Annotated in this window: 14 protein-coding genes; 4 read left to right on the top strand and 10 right to left on the bottom strand. The window is 71.2% G+C overall.

Annotated elements, in window-relative coordinates; translation table 11 throughout:
* Nucleotides 1–293: 293 nt before the first annotated feature.
* On the top strand, nt 294–878 hold the full coding sequence (locus tag OHT01_RS26475) for a response regulator (RefSeq protein WP_328555608.1): 585 nt from the start codon (nt 294–296) through the stop codon (nt 876–878).
* An 81-nt stretch (nt 879–959) separates the two neighbouring features.
* On the opposite strand, the gene OHT01_RS26470 is transcribed toward OHT01_RS26475, so the two are convergent.
* Together OHT01_RS26470 and lepA are read right to left on the bottom strand one after the other, a co-directional pair.
* Nucleotides 960–2,831 carry an AMP-dependent synthetase/ligase gene (locus OHT01_RS26470; protein WP_328555607.1) on the bottom strand — a complete coding sequence of 624 codons (1,872 nt, stop codon included), beginning with the start codon at nt 2,829–2,831 and terminating at the stop codon, nt 960–962.
* A 212-nt stretch (nt 2,832–3,043) separates the two neighbouring features.
* Nucleotides 3,044–4,912 (bottom strand): translation elongation factor 4, encoded by a 1,869-nt coding sequence (gene lepA / locus OHT01_RS26465; RefSeq protein ID WP_328555606.1) that lies wholly within the window; start codon nt 4,910–4,912, stop codon nt 3,044–3,046.
* 291 nt (nt 4,913–5,203) lie between these two features.
* On the opposite strand from lepA, the gene rpsT reads away from it, so the two are divergent.
* Nucleotides 5,204–5,470, top strand: coding sequence for a 30S ribosomal protein S20 (gene rpsT, locus OHT01_RS26460; RefSeq protein ID WP_328555605.1), 267 nt, complete (start codon nt 5,204–5,206; stop codon nt 5,468–5,470).
* 620 nt (nt 5,471–6,090) lie between these two features.
* Here rpsT and holA read toward each other — a convergent pair.
* From holA to leuS, 8 genes are all read right to left on the bottom strand, one after another.
* Nucleotides 6,091–7,077 (bottom strand): DNA polymerase III subunit delta, encoded by a 987-nt coding sequence (holA, locus tag OHT01_RS26455; RefSeq protein ID WP_328555604.1) that lies wholly within the window; start codon nt 7,075–7,077, stop codon nt 6,091–6,093.
* A gap of 362 nt (nt 7,078–7,439) precedes the next feature.
* Nucleotides 7,440–7,685: a hypothetical protein gene (locus OHT01_RS26450; protein ID WP_328555603.1), complete on the bottom strand. Its 246-nt coding sequence runs from the start codon at nt 7,683–7,685 to the stop codon at nt 7,440–7,442.
* Between the two features lie 109 nt (nt 7,686–7,794).
* Nucleotides 7,795–8,625, bottom strand: a complete 831-nt coding sequence (locus tag OHT01_RS26445; protein ID WP_328555602.1) for an arylamine N-acetyltransferase family protein — start codon at nt 8,623–8,625, stop codon at nt 7,795–7,797.
* A gap of 4 nt (nt 8,626–8,629) precedes the next feature.
* Nucleotides 8,630–11,254 (bottom strand): ComEC/Rec2 family competence protein, encoded by a 2,625-nt coding sequence (locus tag OHT01_RS26440; protein WP_328555601.1) that lies wholly within the window; start codon nt 11,252–11,254, stop codon nt 8,630–8,632.
* Between the two features lie 179 nt (nt 11,255–11,433).
* The gene (locus OHT01_RS26435; protein WP_443043550.1) at nt 11,434–12,282 is read right to left on the bottom strand and encodes a helix-hairpin-helix domain-containing protein; all 849 of its coding nucleotides are present in this window, start codon (nt 12,280–12,282) and stop codon (nt 11,434–11,436) included.
* A 651-nt stretch (nt 12,283–12,933) separates the two neighbouring features.
* Nucleotides 12,934–13,779 (bottom strand): DegV family protein, encoded by an 846-nt coding sequence (locus OHT01_RS26430; RefSeq protein ID WP_328555599.1) that lies wholly within the window; start codon nt 13,777–13,779, stop codon nt 12,934–12,936.
* A 72-nt stretch (nt 13,780–13,851) separates the two neighbouring features.
* The gene (locus OHT01_RS26425) at nt 13,852–14,583 is read right to left on the bottom strand and encodes a hypothetical protein (RefSeq protein WP_328555598.1); all 732 of its coding nucleotides are present in this window, start codon (nt 14,581–14,583) and stop codon (nt 13,852–13,854) included.
* 186 nt (nt 14,584–14,769) lie between these two features.
* Nucleotides 14,770–17,658 carry a leucine--tRNA ligase gene (gene leuS / locus OHT01_RS26420; RefSeq protein WP_328555597.1) on the bottom strand — a complete coding sequence of 963 codons (2,889 nt, stop codon included), beginning with the start codon at nt 17,656–17,658 and terminating at the stop codon, nt 14,770–14,772.
* Nucleotides 17,659–18,080: 422 nt separating this feature from the next.
* On the opposite strand from leuS, the gene OHT01_RS26415 reads away from it, so the two are divergent.
* Both OHT01_RS26415 and OHT01_RS26410 read left to right on the top strand, forming a co-directional pair.
* Nucleotides 18,081–19,367 (top strand): cytochrome b/b6 domain-containing protein, encoded by a 1,287-nt coding sequence (locus tag OHT01_RS26415; RefSeq protein ID WP_328555596.1) that lies wholly within the window; start codon nt 18,081–18,083, stop codon nt 19,365–19,367.
* Nucleotides 19,364–20,980, top strand: coding sequence for an NADH-ubiquinone oxidoreductase-F iron-sulfur binding region domain-containing protein (locus OHT01_RS26410; protein WP_328555595.1), 1,617 nt, complete (start codon nt 19,364–19,366; stop codon nt 20,978–20,980). Before OHT01_RS26415 ends, OHT01_RS26410 begins: the two co-directional genes overlap by 4 nt.
* Nucleotides 20,981–21,035 lie beyond the last annotated feature (55 nt).

The following is a 21,035-nucleotide window of genomic DNA, read 5'->3' as shown; positions in this document are numbered from 1 at the left end:
GACGAATACACCTCGGACGATGCGGCCAGGGTGACAGACTGGCGGCGCCCATAAGCACCGAGTCACCGAAGTGGGCCGCCATGAGTGGGAACAGTGGTATGCATGTGCCCGAGGACGGACAGATTCGAGCATCCGGTCCGCGTCCACCGCTCGCCGCGACGACCCCGGCGCGAGGCCGCCCGGCGCAGCAAGGAGCGGCACCGAGCGACGGCTTCGGCGAAGGGCCCGGGGCGACACCCGGCGCCGGAGCGGCAGGCCCCGGGGAACCGCGGACCGAGCGGGGCACCGTCATCATGAGCGCTGAGGCAACGACCGACGAGCGCGCCAGCATCCTCCTGGTCGACGACATGGAGGACAACCTGGTCGCGCTGGAGGCCGTCCTGGGATCCCTCAACGAGCCGCTGGTGCGCGCGCGTTCGGGCGAGGAGGCGGTTCAGGCCCTGCTGCGGCAGCGGTTCGCGGTCGTCCTGCTCGACATCAGGATGCCGGGCATGGACGGATTCGAGACGGCCGCGAACATCAAGCGGCTCGACCGGACCAAGGACGTGCCCATCATCTTCCTGACGGGCACGGACGCCGACGCGGGCTACGCCTTCCGCGGCTACGCGACCGGAGCCGCGGACTATCTGACGAAGCCGTTCGACCCGTGGGTCCTGCGCGCCAAGGTCACCGTCTTCCTCGACCTGCACCGCAAGAACCGGCAACTGGAGCGGCTGCTCGCCCGCGAACAGGTCCGGTTCGACGAACTCGCCGACCACCTCGGGAGGATGAGGACACACCTCGCGCCCGGCAGCCGCCCGGACCCGGCCGAACTCCTCGACCGGGTAGGGCAGATGGAGAGACTGCTGGGGACGATGCGGCGGAGGCGGGAGACGTAGGAGCCGTGCGGGGCCCTCCGCTCGATCGCGGAGGGCCCCGCACGGCCGCCCTGATACGCGCCTGGGGCCGCGGGCCGGGGGCTACGCCTCGCGGGTTCCCGCGTACATCTCGTCGATCAGGTGCTTGTACTCCCGCTCGACGACCGGGCGCTTCAGCTTCAGGCTCGGGGTGATCTCGCCGTGCTCGACGTCCAGGTCGCGGGGCAGCAGACGGAACTTCTTGATGGTCTGCCAGCGCTGCAGGCCCCCGTTGAGCTCCTTCACGTAGCCCTCGACCATGGCGACCGTGGCGGGCGCCGCGACGACCTCGGCGTACGACTTGCCCGCCAGGCCGTTGTCCTTCGCCCACTCCAGGATGGACGGCTCGTCGAGGGCGATGAGCGCGGTGCAGAAGTTCCGGTCGGCGCCGTGCACGAGGATGTTGGAGACGTACGGACAGACGGCCTTGAACTGGCCCTCGGCCTCGGCGGGCGAGATGTACTTGCCGCCCGAGGTCTTGATGAGGTCCTTCTTGCGGTCGGTGATCCGCAGGTAGCCGTCCGGGGACAGCTCGCCGATGTCGCCGGTGTGGAACCAGCCGTCGGCCTCCAGCACCTCGGCGGTCTTCTCGGGCAGCCCGTGGTAGCCCTCCATGATGCCGGGGCCGCGCAGCAGGATCTCGCCGTCGTCCGCGATGCGCACCTCGGTGCCGGGCAGCGGCTTGCCGACCGTACCGGTGCGGTAGGCCTCGCCCGGGTTCACGAAGGAGGCGGCGGAGGACTCGGTGAGTCCGTAGCCCTCCAGGATGTGGATGCCGGCGCCGGCGAAGAAGTAGCCGATCTCGGGTGCGAGCGCGGCGGAGCCGGAGACACAGGCGCGCAGGTTGCCGCCGAAGGCCTCGCGGATCTTGGCGAAGACGAGCGCGTCGGCGACCTTGTGCTTGGCGCCGAGCGCGAAGGGCACGGACGCCGAGCCGGTGCGGCGGAAGTTGTCCTGGCTGGCCTTCGCGTACTCGCGGGAGACCTCGGCGGCCCACTGGAAGATCTTGTACTTGGCGCCACCGCCGGCCCGCGCCTTGGCCGCGACCCCGTTGTAGACCTTCTCGAAGATGCGCGGCACGGCCGCCATGTAGGTCGGCCGCACCACCGGCAGATTCTCGATGATCTTGTCCACCCGGCCGTCGACGGCGGTGACGTGCCCGACCTCGATCTGGCCGGAGGTGAGCACCTTGCCGAAGACGTGCGCGAGCGGCAGCCACAGGTACTGGACGTCGGCCTGGCTGACCAGGCCGGTCGCGGCGATCGCCTTCGCCATGTACGACCAGTTGTCCTGCGGCAGCCGGACGCCCTTGGGGCGGCCGGTGGTGCCGGAGGTGTAGATGAGGGTCGCGAGCTGGTCGGCGGTGATCGCGCCGACGCGCTCCTTGATCAGCTCGGGGTGCTTCTCCAGGTACGCGGTACCGCGCGCCTCCAGCTCGGTCAGCGTGAGGACCCAGTCGTCGGTCTCCACGCCCTGCGGGTCGATGACGATGACACGCGTGAGCTCGGGAAGCTCCGCGCGCTTCTCACGGGCCTTGGCGAGCTGCGCCGCGTCCTCCGCGATGAGCACCCTGCTCGCCGAGTCGGAGAGGATGAACGCCGACTCCTCGGCGTTGGTCTGCGGATACACGGTCGTGGTGGCCGCGCCCGCGCAGAGGATGCCGAGGTCGGCCAGGATCCACTCGACCCGGGTCGAGGAGGCGAGCGCGACGCGCTGCTCCGGCTCCACTCCGAGTTCGATCAGACCGGCCGCGACGGCGTAGACCCGCTCGGCGGCCTGCGCCCAGGTCAGCGACTTCCACTCGTCCGGGCCCTCGCCCGAGGCCGGTACCGGGTACCGGTATGCCTCGGCGTCGGGTGTGGCCGCCACCCGCTCCAGGAAGAGGGCCGCGACGGACGGCGGACGGTTCTCGATCAAAGTCTGTGTGTCGCTCACGACATCCTCCGGGGCCCGCGGCAGTGCGGCTGGCTCAATTGCGGCTGTTGTTTAACTCGCGAGTAACTACCGAGCGAGATCAGACTAGAGCGCGTCCGGCCGGTGCGTAAGAGGCGACGGCCCGTCTCTTCCTCCAGGACACACCCAGGAGACAAGCACAGGGCCCGCCGCGCCGAAGCGCGACGGGCCCTGAATTGCGGCAATCGGAGCGGCTACTTCTTGCCCTTGGCCGCGGGGCCGCTGTCGTCGCTGGACAGCACGGCGATGAAGGCCTCTTGCGGAACCTCCACAGAGCCCACCATCTTCATCCGCTTCTTGCCTTCCTTCTGCTTCTCCAGCAGCTTCCGCTTACGCGAGATGTCACCGCCGTAGCACTTGGCGAGGACGTCCTTGCGGATGGCGCGGATGGTCTCGCGGGCGATGACCCGTGAGCCGACGGCCGCCTGGATCGGCACCTCGAAGGCCTGCCGCGGGATCAGCTCGCGCAGCTTGGCGACCAGCCGGACGCCGTACGCGTACGCCGCGTCCTTGTGCGTGACCGCCGAGAAGGCGTCGACCTTGTCGCCGTGCAGCAGGATGTCGACCTTGACCAGGCTGGAGGCCTGCTCGCCGGTGGGCTCGTAGTCGAGCGAGGCGTAGCCGCGGGTCTTCGACTTCAGCTGGTCGAAGAAGTCGAAGACGATCTCGGCGAGCGGCAGGGTGTAGCGGATCTCGACCCGGTCCTCGGAGAGGTAGTCCATGCCGAGCAGGGTGCCGCGCCGGGTCTGGCACAGCTCCATGATCGCGCCGATGAACTCCGAGGGCGCGAGGATGGTCGCCCGCACGACAGGCTCGAACACCTTGTCGATCTTGCCCTCGGGGAACTCGCTCGGGTTGGTGACGACGTGCTCGCTGCGGTCCTCCATCTCGACCCGGTAGACCACGTTCGGCGCGGTCGCGATCAGGTCGAGCCCGAACTCGCGCTCCAGCCGCTCACGGATCACGTCGAGGTGCAGCAGCCCGAGGAAACCGACGCGGAAACCGAAGCCCAGCGCCGCCGACGTCTCCGGCTCGTACACCAGCGCGGCATCGTTGAGCTGGAGCTTGTCCAGGGCGTCACGGAGCTCGGGGTAGTCGGACCCGTCCAGCGGATACAGGCCCGAGAAGACCATGGGCTTGGGGTCCTTGTACCCGCCGAGCGCCTCGGTCGCACCCTTGTGCAGGGTGGTGATCGTGTCACCGACCTTGGACTGACGGACGTCCTTCACGCCGGTGATGATGTAGCCCACCTCACCGACACCGAGCCCGTCGGCCGCCTTCATCTCCGGGGCCGAGACCCCGATCTCCAGCAGCTCGTGCGTGGCTCCGGTGGACATCATCCGGATCCGCTCGCGCTTGTTGAGCTGCCCGTCGATGACACGCACGTACGTCACGACACCGCGGTAGGAGTCGTAGACCGAGTCGAAGATCATCGCGCGGGCGGGGGCGTCCTGGACGCCGATCGGGGCGGGGATCTCGGCGACGACCTTGTCGAGCAGCGCCTCGACCCCGAGGCCCGTCTTGGCGGAGACCCTGAGAACGTCCTCGGGGTCGCAGCCGATGAGGTTGGCGAGCTCCTCGGAGAACTTCTCCGGCTGGGCGGCCGGCAGGTCGATCTTGTTCAGTACCGGGATGATCCTGAGGTCGTTCTCCATCGCCAGGTAGAGGTTGGCGAGAGTCTGCGCCTCGATGCCCTGGGCCGCGTCGACCAGCAGGACCGTGCCCTCACAGGCCGCGAGGGACCGGGACACCTCGTACGTGAAGTCGACGTGCCCGGGGGTGTCGATCATGTTGAGGATGTGGGTCCTGCCCGGGTCCTCGGTCGACGCCCAGGGCAGCCGGACCGCCTGGGACTTGATCGTGATGCCGCGCTCGCGCTCGATGTCCATACGGTCGAGGTACTGAGCACGCATCTGCCGCGCGTCGACCACCCCCGTGAGCTGGAGCATGCGGTCGGCGAGCGTGGACTTGCCGTGGTCGATGTGCGCGATGATGCAGAAATTGCGAATCAGAGCCGGGTCGGTACGGCTCGGCTCGGGCACATTGTTAGGGGTCGCGGGCACGCAGGGTCCTGTCTCTTGAGGCGCCTGTCGCCTCGGGTCGGATCGATACGTAGGTTCCATGGTCCCACGCGCGGGGAGCTGCGACCGGTTTGGGCCGCGCGAGCGGGGTCCGCCGCGCCCCGGTCCGGGGGCCTCCCTACGAGGGCGGACGGCCGGTTTGGGCCGGTCGTACGGGGACTGGTAGCCTGGGTAGCTGTGTCTCGTGCCCTCTCAGCAGGAGACGCACCCAAGAAAATCAAACGGCGAGTGAGACGTGCTGTCTCGCGCGCCTGAACCTGTAAAGGCTCATTCGTGGCGAACATCAAGTCCCAGATCAAGCGGATCAAGACCAACGAGAAGGCCCGGCTGCGCAACAAGGCCGTCAAGTCTTCTCTGAAGACCGCGATCCGCAAGGCCCGCGAGGCGTCTGCCGCGGGTGACGTCGAGAAGGCCACCGAGTACACGCGCGCCGCGTCGCGCGCTCTCGACAAGGCCGTCTCGAAGGGCGTCATCCACAAGAACCAGGCCGCCAACAAGAAGTCGGCGCTTGCTTCGAAGGTCGCCGCCCTCCAGGGCTGAGTCGGCTGAGCCCTCCGGGGCTCGACCCCTGACTTGACCGTCGGCCGGACCCGAGCAGGCCCTCTCTCCCGCTCCCGACCGACACCCCGGATTCACGCACGATCTGCGTTCGCCACGCGGGCGTGAATCCAAAAGCTCGCGCCGAAGGCCCCGCCCCTCCCTCCCCGGGAGAACGAGCGGGGCCTTCGTTGTGCGGTGTCCGTGCCGGCGCTGGTACCTGTGCCGACGTCGGCGACGTCCGAGGAATTCGGCCCGTCCGGCCCGGCCCGCGGCTAACGCCGACCGGAGCGAGCTGCGGCCTTCGTTGTGCGGTGTCCGTGCCGGCGCTGGTACCTGTGCCGACGTCGGCGACGTCCGAGGAATTCGGCCCGTCCGGCCCGGCCCGCGGCTAACGCCGACCGGAGCGAGCTGCGGCCTTCGTTGTGCGGTGTCCGTGCCGGCGCTGGTACCTGTGCCGACGTCGGCGACGTCGATGGAATCCGGCCCGTCCGGCCCGGCCCGCGGCTAACGCCGACCGGAGCGAGCTGCGGCCTTCGTTGTGCGGTGTCCGTGCCGGCGCTGGTACCTGTGCCGACGTCGGCGACGTCGGAGGAATCCGGCCCGTCCGGCCCGGCCCGCGGCTAACGCCGACCGGAGCGAGCTGCCCGCGCGACGGCCACGACCGCCTTCTCCAGGGCGTACTCGGGATCGTCCCCGCCGCCCTTGACCCCGGCGTCCGCCGCCGCGACGGCCGTGAGCGCCATGGCGACCCCGTCCGGCGTCCAGCCCCGCATCTGCTGCCGCACCCGATCGATCTTCCAGGGCGGCATCCCGAGCTCACGGGCCAGATCGGCGGGCCTGCCGCCCCGCGCGGAGGACAGCTTTCCGATCGCCCGCACCCCCTGCGCGAGCGCGCTGGTGATCAGGACGGGAGCCACCCCGGTCGACAGCGACCAGCGGAGCGCCTCCAGCGCCTCAGCGGCCCGCCCCTCCACGGCCCGGTCGGCCACGGTGAAGCTGGATGCCTCGGCCCGCCCGGTGTAGTACCGCCCGACGACCGCCTCGTCGATCGTCCCCTCGATATCCGCGGTCAGCTGCGACACGGCGGCCGCCAGCTCCCGCAGATCGCTCCCGATGGAGTCCACCAGCGCCTGGCAGGCCTCCGGGGTGGCCGCCCGGCCCAGCGCCCGGAACTCGCTCCGCACGAACGCCAGCCGGTCCGCCGGCTTCGTCATCTTGGGACACGCCACCTCCCGCGCCCCCACCTTGCGCGCGGCGTCGAGCAGCCCCTTGCCCTTGGCCCCGCCCGCGTGCAGGAGCACCAGGGTGATCTCCTCGGCGGGCGCCCCCAGATACGCCTTGACGTCCTTGATCGTGTCGGCCGACAGATCCTGCGCGTTGCGTACGACCACGACCTTGCGCTCGGAGAAGAGCGAGGGGCTCGTCAGCTCGGCGAGCGTGCCCGGCTGCAACTGATCCGGGGCGAGGTCCCGTACATCCGTGTCGGCGTCGGCGGCCCTGGCGGCGGCCACCACCTCCTGCACGGCACGGTCGAGCAGGAGATCCTCCTGGCCCACTGCCAGCGTGACAGGGGCGAGAGGGTCGTCTTGTGCGGTCTTCTTGGCCATCTCGGAAAGCATCCCACGCGCCACTGACAACACGTGCCGCAAGCAGCGTCCCTCGCCCGAGCCCCGGCCGGGGCTCGGGCGAGGCCGGGGTCGGGGCTCGGGCCGGGGTAGGGCCCAGACCGGGGCCGGGCCGGGGTCGGGCCGGGGTCGGGGCCAGACCGGGGCCGGGCCGGGGTCGGGGCCAGGGTCGGGCCGGGGCCAGGGCTCGGGTCGGGGCCAAGCCTGGCCAGGCCGGGGCCGATGCCAGGCCTGAGCCTGAGCCGAGGCCTGGCGTCCTATCACTGGATCAGGCGCCCTAGCTGGATGGCCGGGGCCAGGCCAGTGTCCAGGCCAAGGCCAGTGCCAAGCCCGCTCAGCCCGGGCTACGGCTCCTCGTGCCAGCCGTCCCACTCCGCCGCGAACTCGTCCAGTTCCTTGCGGTCCAGCCGTGCCTCGGGATCCGTCAGCACCACCAGCCACTGCGCGTCCTCGGCATCGTCCTCGCCCGCCAGTGCGTCCCGGACGAGTTGCGGCTCCTCGGCGAGCCCGAACCGGTCACCGACGGCCTCCGCCGCCTCTTCCGCGGCATCACGGTCGGGCAGCACAAGTACATGTCTCACATTGCTCACCCGAACATTTTCCGATACGCCCGGCCCGGCCGACGCCGGGGTCGGTGTGACCTGCGTGACCTCCACAACCTCCGCGGCCTGTAAGGCCGGCCGAACCGGAGTTCCGGAGTCACCGAGCCCCCTTGACCTCCGGTACCCGGTCCAGTTCGATTCCGAAACGCTCCCGGTAGGTGGCCAGCACCTCGTCGTCGGTGGCCAGTTCCGACACATCCTTCGCCCCGTCGGCCGTCGACACGGTGAACCGGCGGCCGCTGAGGGTGATCCGGCCTCCGTTCTTCGTGACCCGCGAACAGACCAGTGACCGGGTGAAATTCGACTGCGGCGAAGTGCCGTGCCACCAGGCACCGACGACGAAGTCCCCGAGCACGCGCGGCCTCACCTCCAGGCGGTACTGACGCTTGTCGCCGAGGAGGACGTCGAGGTCCTCGCGCTCCCGCGATCCGCCGGAGCCCCGCACTCCCGCCGCGTCCGGACCCGACTCCACGACCCGGAACAGCCCGCCGGGGTCCCGCTGTTCCCCTCGTTCCATGAAGGACAGGGGGTAGTGGCTGTGGGCCCCGAAACCGACGTCGGTCAGCCAGTCGCCCCCGTCCACCGTCCGCACCCGCAGCGCGAGATGGTCGTACGGAATCCCGGGCTTCCCGTCGTCTCCGTACACCCGCGCCGCGAGATACGTCACGTCGAAGCCGAGCGCCCCCAGCAACGCCCCGAACGCGCCGTTCAGTTCGTAGCAGAAGCCCCCTCTGCGCGCGCCCACCACCTTGTCCAGCAGCCTCTTCTCCTCCAGCACGATCTCCTCCCCGAGGTGGATCGACAGGTTCTCGAACGGCACGGTCAGCAGATGGCGCAGGTGAAGCTCGCGGAGCACATCGGACGTGGGCCATGCCGGGTGCTGGGCCCCGATGCGGCGGAGGTAGGCGTCGGCCTGTGCGGAGTTCATACCCTCAGTGTCGCGCCACGCTCAGCCCTCCGCCCGCACCGGTGACGGCGAGATCACCGTCCACGTCGGTCCGCAGTACCACCGCGCCCCCGGCCCGCAGTGCCGCGACCGTACTCGGCGCAGGATGACCGTAGGGGTTGTCCCTGCCCACGGAGATGAGCGCCAGCCGCGGAGCCACCCTGCGTATGAGCCCGGGATCCTGATACGCCGAACCGTGATGGGCGACCTTGAGCACGTCCACACCGTCGAGTTCCGCGGCCTCGGGCGAACTCGCCAAGGCCTGCTGGGCGGGCGGCTCCAGGTCACCGAGCAACAGCAGCCGCAGCCCCGCCGTCCGGACGAGCAGGGTGACGCTGGCGTCGTTCGGACCGTCCGGCGGCGGGACCGGATCCGGCGGCGGCCACAGCACACGCCAGTCGAGACCTCCCGTGCGTCGCCGCTCCCCCGCCACGGCCCGGGTCACGGGAATGCGCCGTGCGGCCGCCTCCTTCCGGACGAACTCGGCCTGGTCCAAAGGCTCTTCGAAGCCGGTCGTCTCGATCGCGCCCACCGAACGTCCACGGAGCACGCCCGGCAGCCCCGCGACATGGTCCGCGTGGAAGTGCGTCAGAACGACGAGCGGGATCCTGGTGACGCCGAGCGTGCTCAGGCAACGGTCGACGAGCAGCGGGTCGGGCCCCGCGTCCACCACCACCGCGCTCCCGTCCCCGGCCGCGAGCACCGACGCGTCGCCCTGCCCCACATCGCACATCGCGAACCGCCAGCCTGGCGGCGGCCACCCGGTGATCGCCCGGGTGAGCGGCGGCGGACGCACCACGACCAGCAGGAACAGCACCGCGCAGGCACCGCTCAGCACCGGATGCCTCAGCAGCCGACGGCCGAGGACCACGACGGCCACCGTGACGAGGGCCAGCAGCAGCGCGCCCGTCCAACTCCCCGGCCAGTCCACTCCCCCACCGGGCTGCGCCGCCCCCGTACGCGCGATGCCCGCGATCCATCGGGCGGGCCAACTCGCCCCCCAGGCAAGGGCCTTGGACACGGGCATCGCGACGGAGGCCGTCGCGAGCGTCGCGAAACCCAGCACCGTGGCCGGCGTGACGGCGAACTCCGCGAGCAGATTGCACGGCACCGCCACCAGGCTCACCCGGGCCGACAGCAGGGCGATCACCGGCGCGCACAGAGCCTGTGCCGCGGCCGCAGCGGCGAGCGCCTCGGCCGGACGCGCAGGCACCCGACGCCGCTGGAGCGCCGAGCTCCACCGCGGGGCGAGGGTGAGCAGGGCTCCGGTGGCGAGGACGGAGAGCAGGAATCCGTAACTGCGGGCGAGCCACGGGTCGTACAGCACCAGAAGCAGGACCGCAGCGGCGAGCGCCGGGATCAGCGATCTGCGGCGACCGGTCGCGATCGCGAGCAGCGAGATCGATCCGCAGGCCGCCGCCCGCAGCACGCTCGGGTCCGGCCGGCACACGATCACGAACGCGAGCGTGAGCGCTCCGCCGAGCAGGGCGGTCGCCCGGAGCGGGACCCCGAGCCGGGATGCGAGGCCCCGGCGCTCCACCCGCTGGGCGAGACCCGGTGGCCCGATGAACAGCGCGAGGATGATGACGAGGTTGCCTCCGCTGACGGCGAGGAGGTGGGTGAGATCGGTGGCCTTGAAAGCGTCGTCCAGTTCCGGCGTGACGCGTGAGGTGTCCCCGACCACCAGGCCCGGCAGCAGCGCCCGCGCGTCCGGGTCCAGACCGTCGGTCGCCTCCCGCAGCCCTTCGCGCAGCCGGCCGGCGAACCGCTGCGGTCCGGACGGCTCGCCCACCACCTCCGGCGGCGCGCTCCCCCGTACCCGCAGGACCGCCGCGATGTCGTCCCCGTCCGACAGGGCGGGCACGACCCGAGCCGCGACCCGCAGCCTGGTGGACGGCAGCAGCGACAGCCAGGGCGAGCGCCCACCGGTCTCCCGGGGCGCGCCCCGTCGCGAGCGCGCGTCGACGATCACCAGGACGGGCGTCCGGGTGGCCGACGCCGTGCCGTCCGCCCGCGTGACCCGCGTGACGACCGCGTCGAACAGCAGGGCCGTCGGGGCAAGGTGATCCCCGTTGATCCGGGGCCGGGTGAGCCGGGGATCGGAGGTGATCTCCACCTCGGCGCTCACGTCGGCGAACCGCTTCGCGAGCGCGGGAACGGGTCCGCGTCGCAGGTCCGCTCCGTGCAGCCCCGCGGAGGCCGCGGCCGCTCCGACACAGAGCAGCACCGCGGCGACGGACACCCACGGCCATGACCCCGCCGATGCCCCCGGCCGCGCGGTCTCCCGCCCCCGCCCGGTGCGCGTTGTCCCTCGGCTCTGCCACGCAGGCGCCGTCTCTCTCCCAGGCACCGCGCGGGCCGTCTCTCGACCCCGCGCCGCGTGGGCGTCGCTCCGGCCTGCAGGCGCGTCCCTCCTTCCCGCCGCCACCAGTGCGACAGCACCGGCGACCAGGGACACGGCCACGACAGCCGTGACCCGGTCCGGTGACAACCCGACGGTCACGGCCGCCGTCAGCCAGACCGCCGCCGCGGGCATCACGAGCCTCAGATCGGTGGGCCCCTCCGCCCTGGGGTGAGAGGCCCCCAGCCGCCTCCCCGAGCCGGCGTGCACGGGACTTCGGCCGGGGACACCGGGGGAACCTGACCTCCCCGCCGGGGCGTCCTCTCCCGCCCCGGGTTCCTCGATCCCCGCCGACCCGCAGAGCCCTCGCGAGGCGTCCGACCCCGCTGGTCGGTCCCTCCGCGCGCTCGTCACCGAGGCGGCTCGCTCAACCCTCCTGCCGGGATCGCTCATAGCCGCACCAGGTTCCGGAGATCGGCGAAGCGGCGGTCTCCGATTCCACTCACCTCGCGGAGTTCGTCGACCGAGCGGAAACCGCCGTGCGCCGTGCGGTAGTCGATGATGTGCCGGGCCAGGACGGGACCGACCCCGGGCAGACCGTCGAGTTGGTCGACGGTGGCCGTGTTGAGGGGAATCGGCGCGGAAGGCACCGCGCCCGCCGCGCCTCCTCCCGCGCCGACCGGCCCTGAGCCGTCCGAGCCGGCTCCCGTCGAGGGCGGGGACGCGCCGACCACGATCTGTTCACCGTCCACGAGGAGACGTGCGCGGTTGAGGCCTTCGGTGTCCGTCCCCGTACGCACACCGCCGGCGGCTCGCAGGGCGTCCTCGACGCGGGACCCGACCGGCAACCGCTGGAGTCCGGGGGCACGAACCTTCCCGCCCACGTCCACGACGAGAACGCTCCCGCCGGTACCGGCAGCGGCGCTCGATGGTCCGTCCGGCGCACCGGATTTCCGGCCCTGCGGGTCGCCCCGCCCGCTCCTCGCGCCGTACGGTGCCGCGGCACTCATCACCTCAGGCGCTCGGACCGGTCGCGTCCTGCCCGCCCAGAAGTGCTGCACGGCGAAGACCGCGGCCACGACCAGCAGCATGGTCAGCGCGGCCACGCTCCTGCGTTCCAGACCGCACCTCGACTGCAACCACAAGGGCAGCCGCTCCCGCACGGCGAGCCCGGCCCGGTCCCGCCACCCGTCGGCCTCCACGACCGGCCCCTCCGCTGTGGGAACGGTCACGGCTGCCGCCTTCGCAGCCTGCGCAGTCACGCCCGACACGGCTGCGGCTGGCGCATTCGCGACCAGCGCCCGCGCGGTGACCGTCCCGTCGGCCGGCGGTCGGCCGATCGGCCCGTGGTCAGCCAGCCCCCGGCCGACCGATCCGTGGTCGACCGGTCCGCGGTCGACCGGTCCGCGGTCGACCGGCGGGCGGTCAATCCGCGGGATCCCGCCGGTATCCGTTGTGGCGCTGCGGCTGTCGGCCGCGGCGCCGGGGTTCCACGGGTTCCGACCGAGGTCAGGAACCCGTGGAACCGCTGTGCCCACCGCCGTGTTCGCCCTGAGGGCGTCTCCGACGTCGTGGTCCGTCCCCGGCGGCGCGTTCCCCGACTCCCTTCGCCCCTGGGCTCGTTCGGTGAAGAGTGCCTCGGCGCGCAGACGGAGAGCCGCGGCCGATGCGTCGTGGCGCTGGACCCGCCCGCTCTGATCGCGACGGCGATGGCGGCTGCGGCTGCGGCTGCGGCTGTCGGATAGGTGGCCACGGCCCGGGCCGCTGGTCGGGGTGGCGGTGCGTGAGCTCGATCGAAGTGCCATGCGGCGAGGATCCGGCATCCCGGCACTCCCGCGATGATCTTGCTCAATTCCGGTGGAAAGCAGCCCAGTTGTGGACAACTCCATCACCCGTACGGGCGGCGGACACGAACCGCGACACGCACCGCACAGGCGTCGGCGGCCGGGTCACCGGGGCGACACGACCGCCCCGAGCAGCCCGGGTCCGGTGTGGGCTCCGATCACCGCGCCCACCTCGCTCACATGCAGCTCGGCAAGCCCCGGAACCCGCGCCCGCAAGCGGTCCGCGAGGGCCGACGCCCGCTCGGGAGCCGCCAGATGGTGAACGGCGATGTCCACCTGCGAACTGCCGGCGCGGTCGGCGACGATCTCCTCCAGGCGGGCGATCGCCTTGGACGCCGTCCGGACCTTTTCGAGAAGTTCGATACGGCCGTCGTTGAGCTGGAGCAGCGGCTTCACCGCGAGCGCGGAACCCAGCAGAGCCTGCGCGGTCCCGATCCTGCCGCCACGGCGGAGGTAGTCGAGGGTGTCGACGTAGAAGTACGCGGCCGTGCCTGCGGCCCGCTTCTCCGCGGCCGTGACCGCCTCGTCGATGGTGCCGCCCAGCTCGGCGGACTCGGCGGCGGCCAGCGCGCAGAACCCGAGGGCCATCGCGACCATCCCGGTGTCGACGACCCGGACCGGGACCGGGGCGTCGCGCGCCGCGAGCACCGCCGCGTCGTAGGTGCCCGAGAACTCCGAGGAAAGGTGCAGGGAGACGATGCCGGTGGCCCCGGACTCGGCGACCTTGCGGTAGGCCGCGGCGAACGTCTCGGGGCTGGGCCGGGAGGTCGTGACGGGGCGCCGCTTCTGCAGGGCCTGCGCCAGCGACCGGGCCGAGATCTCGGTGCCCTCTTCGAGCGCCTGGTCTCCGAGGACCACGGTGAGGGGAACCGCCGTGATGCCATGGCGCTCCATCGTCCGCGGCGGCAGGTAGGCCGTTGAATCGGTGACGATCGCGACATGGCGGGACATGAGCTGGAGATTACCTGGCGGGGCGGGTGGGCGGCAGCCCGGCCCCTTCCACCCGCGGTCGGGGCGGCCTGATCATGTCGTGCTCTCCGGGCGGGGCTTCTTCTGCCAAGGGTAGGTGGGCCGTTGGCCGGGCGGTGTGATGGCGGAACGCTTCGGCCGGTCCTTCGTGCCGGAGTCCGGGGCCTGGGCCCTGGCCTGCCCGCCGGGGGTGCCCGCGTCCGCCGGGGTGGCGTCGGGCCAGGACTCGGCGGGACCCGGCTCCTTGGTCCAGTGACGCAGCGCGCCGGCCTCCACGTCGATCTGGGCGCTCAGGGTGTCCAGGTCGTCGCCCGCGAAGCGGAGGGCCCGGTCGCGGGCGGCCCAGCGCAGCGAGTCCGCCGACCCCGTGATCCGCTGGGTGCGCTCGCGCAGGCCGGGCAGCCGCGTGGCGAGCGTGTTCCGGTCGGGCTCGGTCTCCAGGCGCTTCAGCTCGGCGTCCAGCTCGCGTCCGTGCGTGCTGAGCCGCTCGAAGAGGCTCAGGGACTCCTTGAGGGACTCGTCCTCCGCCACGCTCGCGTGCAGCGCGTCCTGGGTGGCCCGCATCGAGGTGCGCAGCGTCAGCCTGAGCTGCGCGAGCTCGCCCTGGGGGCCGGGCTGGGCGAAGGTCTTGGCGCGCAGAGTGGTGTCCTCGACCGTGCGGCGGGCCTGCGAGATCGTGCGGTCCACGCCGCGCTTGGCGGCGCCGATCACCTTCACGGTCGCGTACGCGCCGAACACCACGAACAGCAGGAAGAGCAAGGCGATTACGGTGATCACGGTTCCCATCACACTCCTCCTCCGACCGGTCGCGGCAGCTTTCGCCGCGCTCTCAACGGTAAACGCTGCGGGCAGGTTCGGAGTTCCGAAAGAACCCCGAACCTGCCCGTAGGGGACTACCCCGAGCCTTCGGCGCCGGGACCCGCGTGGGGGCGTCGCACCCGGGCCCGGGTCACGACGGCGGCACTGTCACGGCTACGCGGTGACGATGTTCACCAACTTCGGCGCGCGGACGATCACCTTGCGGATCCCGGCGCCGTCCAGCGCCGCGACGACCTTCTCGTCGGCCAGCGCCACCTTCTCCAGTTCCTCGTCGGAGATCGCCGGGGAGACCTCCAGGCGCGCCTTGACCTTGCCCTTGATCTGGACGACGCAGGTCACGGCCTCGTCGATGACGTACGCGGGGTCGGCGACGGGGAAGTCCCGGTGGACGACCGAGTCGGTGTGGCCCAGCTTGCGCCACAGTTCCTCGGCGATGTGCGGGGCCAGCGGCGCGACCATCAGCACCAGGGCCTCGACGACCGGGCGGGCGACCGGGCCGCCCGCCTTGGTCAGGTGGTTGTTCAGCTCGGTGACCTTGGCGATGGCGGTGTTGAACCGCATGCCCTCCAGGTCCTGGCGCACACCGTCGATGGCCTTGTGCAGGGCACGCAGGGTGTCCTCGTCCGGCTCGGCCGCGGAGACCGTGACCTCGCCGGTCGCCTCGTCGACGACGTTGCGCCACAGCCGCTGCAGCAGGCGGTACTGGCCCACCACCGCGCGCGTGTCCCACGGGCGGGACACGTCCAGGGGACCCATCGCCATCTCGTACAGGCGCAGCGTGTCCGCTCCGTACTCGGCGCAGATCTCGTCCGGGGTGACCGCGTTCTTCAGGGACTTGCCCATCTTGCCCAGCAGCCGGGAGACCTTCTCGCCCTGGTAGTAGTAGGCGCCTTCGCGCTCCTCCACCTCGGCCGCCGGTACGGCGATACCGCGGCTGTCGCGGTACACGTAGGCCTGGATCATGCCCTGGTTGAACAGCTTGTGGAACGGCTCGGCCGACGAGATGTGCCCCAGGTCGAACAGGACCTTCGACCAGAAGCGGGCGTACAGCAGGTGCAGCACGGCGTGCTCGGCGCCGCCGACGTACAGGTCGACGCCGCCGGTCGGCTGCCCCTCGCGCGGGCCCATCCAGTACTGCTCGATGGCCGGGTCGACCAGCTTCTGGTCGTTGTGCGGGTCCAGGTAGCGCAGCTCGTACCAGCAGGAACCGGCCCAGTTGGGCATGGTGTTGGTCTCGCGGCGGTACTTCTGCGGGCCACGGCCGTCGCCCAGGTCCAGGGTGACGGCGACCCAGTCCTCGTTGCGGGACAGCGGGGTCTCCGGGGACGTGTTCGCGTCGTCCGGGTCGAAGGTGCGCGGCGAGTAGTCCTCGACCTCCGGCAGTTCCAGGGGCAGCATCGACTCGGGCAGCGAGTGGGCGACGCCGTCCTCGTCGTAGACGATCGGGAAGGGCTCGCCCCAGTAGCGCTGGCGGCTGAACAGCCAGTCGCGCAGCCGGAAGTTGACGGTGCCCTCGCCGATGCCGCGGCGCGCCAGCCACTCCGTGATGCGCGCCTTGGCGTCGACCACGCCCAGGCCGTCCAGGGAGATGTCGTCGCCGGTGGAGTTGACGATCTTCGCGTCGTACGAGGCGAAGGCGTCGTCCCAGGTGGAGGCGTCGGTGCCGCGGTCGTCCGAGGGCTCGACCACACAGCGCATGGGCAGTTCGAAGGCGCGCGCGAAGGCGAAGTCCCGGGTGTCGTGCGCCGGGACGGCCATGATCGCGCCGGTGCCGTAGCCCATCAGTACGTAGTCGGCGATGAAGACCGGGACCTTCTCGCCGTTGACCGGGTTGGTGGCGAACGTGCCCGTGAAGACGCCGGTCTTGTCCTTGGCCTCGGCCTGCCGCTCGACGTCGGACTTGGAGGCGGCCTGCGCGCGGTAGGCGGCGACGGCCTCGGCGGGCGTCGCGTGACCGCCGGTCCACACCTCGTGGGTGCCCTCGGGCCAGGCGTCCGGGGTGAACTTCTCGACCAGCGGGTGCTCCGGCGCCAGCACCATGTAGGTGGCGCCGAACAGGGTGTCCTGGCGGGTGGTGAAGACCGTGATCGCTTCGCCGTCGATCGGGAAGTCGACGCGGGCGCCCTCGGAGCGGCCGATCCAGTTGCGCTGCTGCAGCTTGATGGCCTCGGGCCAGTCCAGCGCGTCCAGGTCGTCCAGCAGGCGGTCCGCGTAGGCGGTGATGCGCATGTTCCACTGGCGCAGCTTGGCCTTGAAGACGGGGAAGTTGCCGCGCTCGGAACGGCCGTCGGAGGTGACCTCCTCGTTGGCCAGGACGGTGCCCAGGCCGGGGCACCAGTTGACCGGCGCGTCCGAGGCGTACGCCAGGCGGAAGCCGCTCAGGACGTCGGCGCGCTCGGTGGCGCTCAGCTCGTTCCACGCGCGCGTGGTGGAGCCGGTGGCGGGGACGGCACGCTCACCGCTCTCGAACTGGGCGACCAGCGCGGAGACGGGACGGGCCTTGCCGGCCTCGTCGTCGTACCAGGAGTTGAAGATCTGCAGGAAGATCCACTGCGTCCACTTGTAGTACTCCGGGTCGATCGTGGCGAACGACCGGCGCTTGTCGTGGCCCAGGCCCAGCGCGCGCAGCTGGACCTTCATGTTCTCCATGTTGGCCTCGGTGGACACGCGCGGGTGCGTGCCGGTCTGCACGGCGTACTGCTCGGCGGGCAGGCCGAAGGCGTCGAAGCCCAGCGTGTGCAGGACGTTGTGGCCGGTCATCCGCTGGAACCGGGCGTACACATCGGTGGCGATGTAGCCCAGGGGGTGACCCACGTGCAGACCCGCACCCGACGGGTACGGGAACATGTCCATGATGAACTTCTTGGGCCTGGCGGCCAGCTCGGGGTCGCCGGCCAGGTCGCCGGTGGGGTTCGGAGCCTCGTACGTGCCCTCGGCGTCCCAGAAGTCCTGCCAGCGTGCCTCGATGTCGGCGGCCAGAGCGGCCGTGTAGCGGTGCGGCGCGGCCTGCTCGGCGGTGGCAGCGGTGTTCGTCTCGCTCATGTCCTCAAAGCTCCATCGATCGTCTCTGCCAGCGGCTGTGACACTCAAGAAATGAAAAAACCCCTCGCACAGGAGGGGACGCCGCGCTGATGCCGACCACGATGCGTCAGTGGTCGGGGCTGATCAGCGCGGCTCGCTAAGCAGAAGGCGTACGGCACGCATGGCGTCAGGGTACCGCAGCCCCCGTGCGGGCCGCGACGAACTTTCGGGACCGCGCGGCACCCCGTGCCACCCCTCGTGGCCTCCAAAAACGTTGAACGATGTTCAAATTTTACTTCGCTTAACGGACGCTTACGGACAACACAAAGACCTCATTGCCCTTTGGTAACAACGCAATAACTCAAACCTGGAACTCGTCGGTATTTCTCGACTTAGAGTGCGCCTTCGGGACCGCTTCCCCGAACCCTTGGGAGTACCCCCTCATGGACCCTCGTCGTAACAACAGCTCGCTTCCCCGGGTGGGCCGTTCGGCCTACGGGGCGGCTACGGCTGCCGTCCTGCTCCTCATACCCGCGATCGTGCTGGTGGGAGGCAACGCAGTCCAGGACTTCCTGAACTTCGGCGCCGGCGTCCTGTCGCTGGTCTCCCTGACCTGCTCGGTGATCTGGGGCCTGGTCGCCCAGGACCGGCTCATCCTCGACACACGTCAGCGGATCGTCGCGCAGGGTATCCACCGGGTGACCGCCATCGCCTCGATCGCGTTCCTCCTGGTGCACATCACCGTCAAGCTGGCCCTGGACCACACCGTCCTGATCGCCGCGCTGATCCCCTTCAGCCTGGGCGTCAAGGGCGTCGGCGGACTCATCGGCCTCGGCTCGCTGGCCGGTCTGCTCATGATCTTCGTCGGCATCACCGGCGCACTGCGCAATCGGTTCGCCGCACCCGCCGTGGTCGCCGCCCGCTGGCGCGCCATGCACATGCTGGCCTACCCCGCACTGTGCGCGGCCCTGATCCACGGCCTGTTCGCGGGGCGCGCGGCCAAGCCCTTCTTCATGATCTCGTACGAGTTGTGCCTGGTCGGTGTCATCGCCGCCCTCGCGCTGCGTGCCGCCCCGAACTCCGTGAAGCACAAGGTCGCGGCGCGGATCCTGGCGCTCACCGGCGGCGGCAGCCCCCGCGGGTTCCGCGACGACCTGGACGCCTCCCGCGCCGCCGCGATGGAGTCGCCGCAGCAGGGCTCCGGTGGACGCTCCGCCCAGCGGTCCGCCGGCGACAACTTCGTCCCGTCCCAGCGCAAGGAGACCGCCTCCCCGCAGTACGGCGGCGCGCCCGACCCCGCGGACACGGGCGGCTTCGCGGCGGCCTACCGGGCCGTGACCCCTCCCGGCGACGGCCCCGCGGCCCCCGGGACACAGCAGTTCCAGATGCCCGCGAACATGCAGCCCACCCAGACGTTCCCCCGTGTCGACAACGGCGGCAACCCGAGCAGCTGGCCCGTCCCCTCGCCGCCCCCCGTCGGCGAGGCACCGGCGTCGGCGTACGACCCGCTCCAGGACACCGGATACACCACCCCGGTCTATGGCAATTCACCCGCCGGCGGCTACGGCACGAGTGATGTGTACAACACCGGTGAGACGAACGCGTCCTACCGCACGTACAACACCAACGACACGTACGACAGCGGTCCCACGACTGACGTACTGCCGGGCGCCTTCGACGCTCCTGGCTCCGGTGAATCCTGGAATGCCCCTTCCGGAGGCTTTAAGTGAACGAGGCCCTGCCCGACGTCCCGGAAGTCCGCGTCGTCGGACTTCCGCAGCTCACGTCGGGTTTCGACCTGGTTGAACGTCTTGATCTACCCATGCACCTCAAGGTGCACGGTCCGCTCGAACCCCTGGGCGGGGAGGAGCTCGCGGGCCTCGCCGAGGCCATCAACCTGAAGGGCCGCGGCGGGGCCGGCTTCCCGTTCGGCAAGAAACTGCGCTCGGTCGCCGAGTCGGCCATCAAGAAGGGCATCCGCCCGGTGGTGGTCGTCAACGGAAGCGAGGACGAACCGGCCTGCCGCAAGGACACGGTGCTCATCAACCGTGCCCCGCACCTCATCCTCGACGGCGCCCTGCTGGTCGCGGAGGCCATGGGCGCCCGCACGCTCGTGATCGGTGTGACCCGCGAGTCCACCCAGCGCTCCATGGAAGCGGCGCTGGCCGAGCGGGGGCTGAGCAACCGCAGGGGATCGCCCCTTCGCGCGCGTGTGCAGCGCAATCCGATACGCATGGTGACCGGAGCAGCCGCGTCGCTGATCCGCTCGATCGACGGCGGCCCGGCCGTTCCGCCGGGCCGCAAGGTCAGCGCGTCCCAGACCGGTGTCGGCGGCGCGCCCACCCTGCTGTCGAACGCCGAGACGTTCGCGCAGCTGGCCATCGCCGCCCGCATCGGCCCCGACCGCTACCGCAACACGGGTCTGTACGACGAGCCCGGCACCGTCATGCTCACCGTCTCGGGCGCGGTGGCGCGCCCCATGGTGATCGAGGTCCCCACCGGCGTACCCCTGCGGTACGTGCTCCAGCTGGCCGGCGCCCCGGCGATGCCGCAGGGTGTGCTCACCGGCGGCTACCACGGCAAGTGGCTGGACGCGGCGACCGTCAGCGAGGCGATCGTCTCGCGGGACTCCCTGGCCGCGGTGGGCGGCGCGCTCGGCGCCGGCGCGATCCTCCCCATCACCCAGGAGACCTGCCCCCTCGGCGAGTCGCTGCGCGTGGCGCAGTGGCTGGCCGACGAGAGCGCGGGTCAGTGCGGTCCCTGCTACCTGGGGCTGCCCGCCGCGGCGCGCGGTCTGGCGGACATCCTCAACGGCGGCGGCCCGGCGGCGCTGGAGGCCGTGAAGCAGGTCGCCAAGTCCGTGAAGCGGCGCGGTGCCTGCTCCCACCCGGACGGTTCGGCGATGTTCATCGAGTCGACCCTGAAGGCGTTCACGGACGACCTGGCCGCGCATGTCCTCGGAAACGGCTGCGGAAGGCCCGTGGAGGGCGTTCTGCCGCTCTTCGAGGACGGTCAGGTACCCATGGGCATCCTGAGCGGCCCCGGCGAGCAGGAGGCGGGTCCCAGCCGCCAGAAGATCTTCGTGGACTGGACGCTGTGCCGCGGGCACGGCCTGTGCGCCGATCTCCTCCCCGAGGTCTTCGAACTGGGCGCCGACGGCTTCCCGACCGTCGCGCAGGCCCCGGTGCCCGCGTACGCCGAGGCGAAGGCACTGCGCGCGGTGCGTCGCTGCCCGGCGCTCGCCCTGCGTCTGGAGGAGGACACCAGGTCCTCCGCCCCCGCACGCAACCTGCCGGTCCTCTCCCAGGGGCGCGGTCGCCGCGCGCTCGGCAGCGGCCGCTGACACGAAGAAGCGGGCCACCGGAAACCGGTGGCCCGCCTTCGGCAGGTTCCGTCAG

This window comes from Streptomyces sp. NBC_00358 (genome assembly GCF_036099295.1).
GTDB lineage: Bacteria > Actinomycetota > Actinomycetes > Streptomycetales > Streptomycetaceae > Streptomyces.
This window is presented reverse-complemented; position numbering and strand designations above follow the sequence as displayed.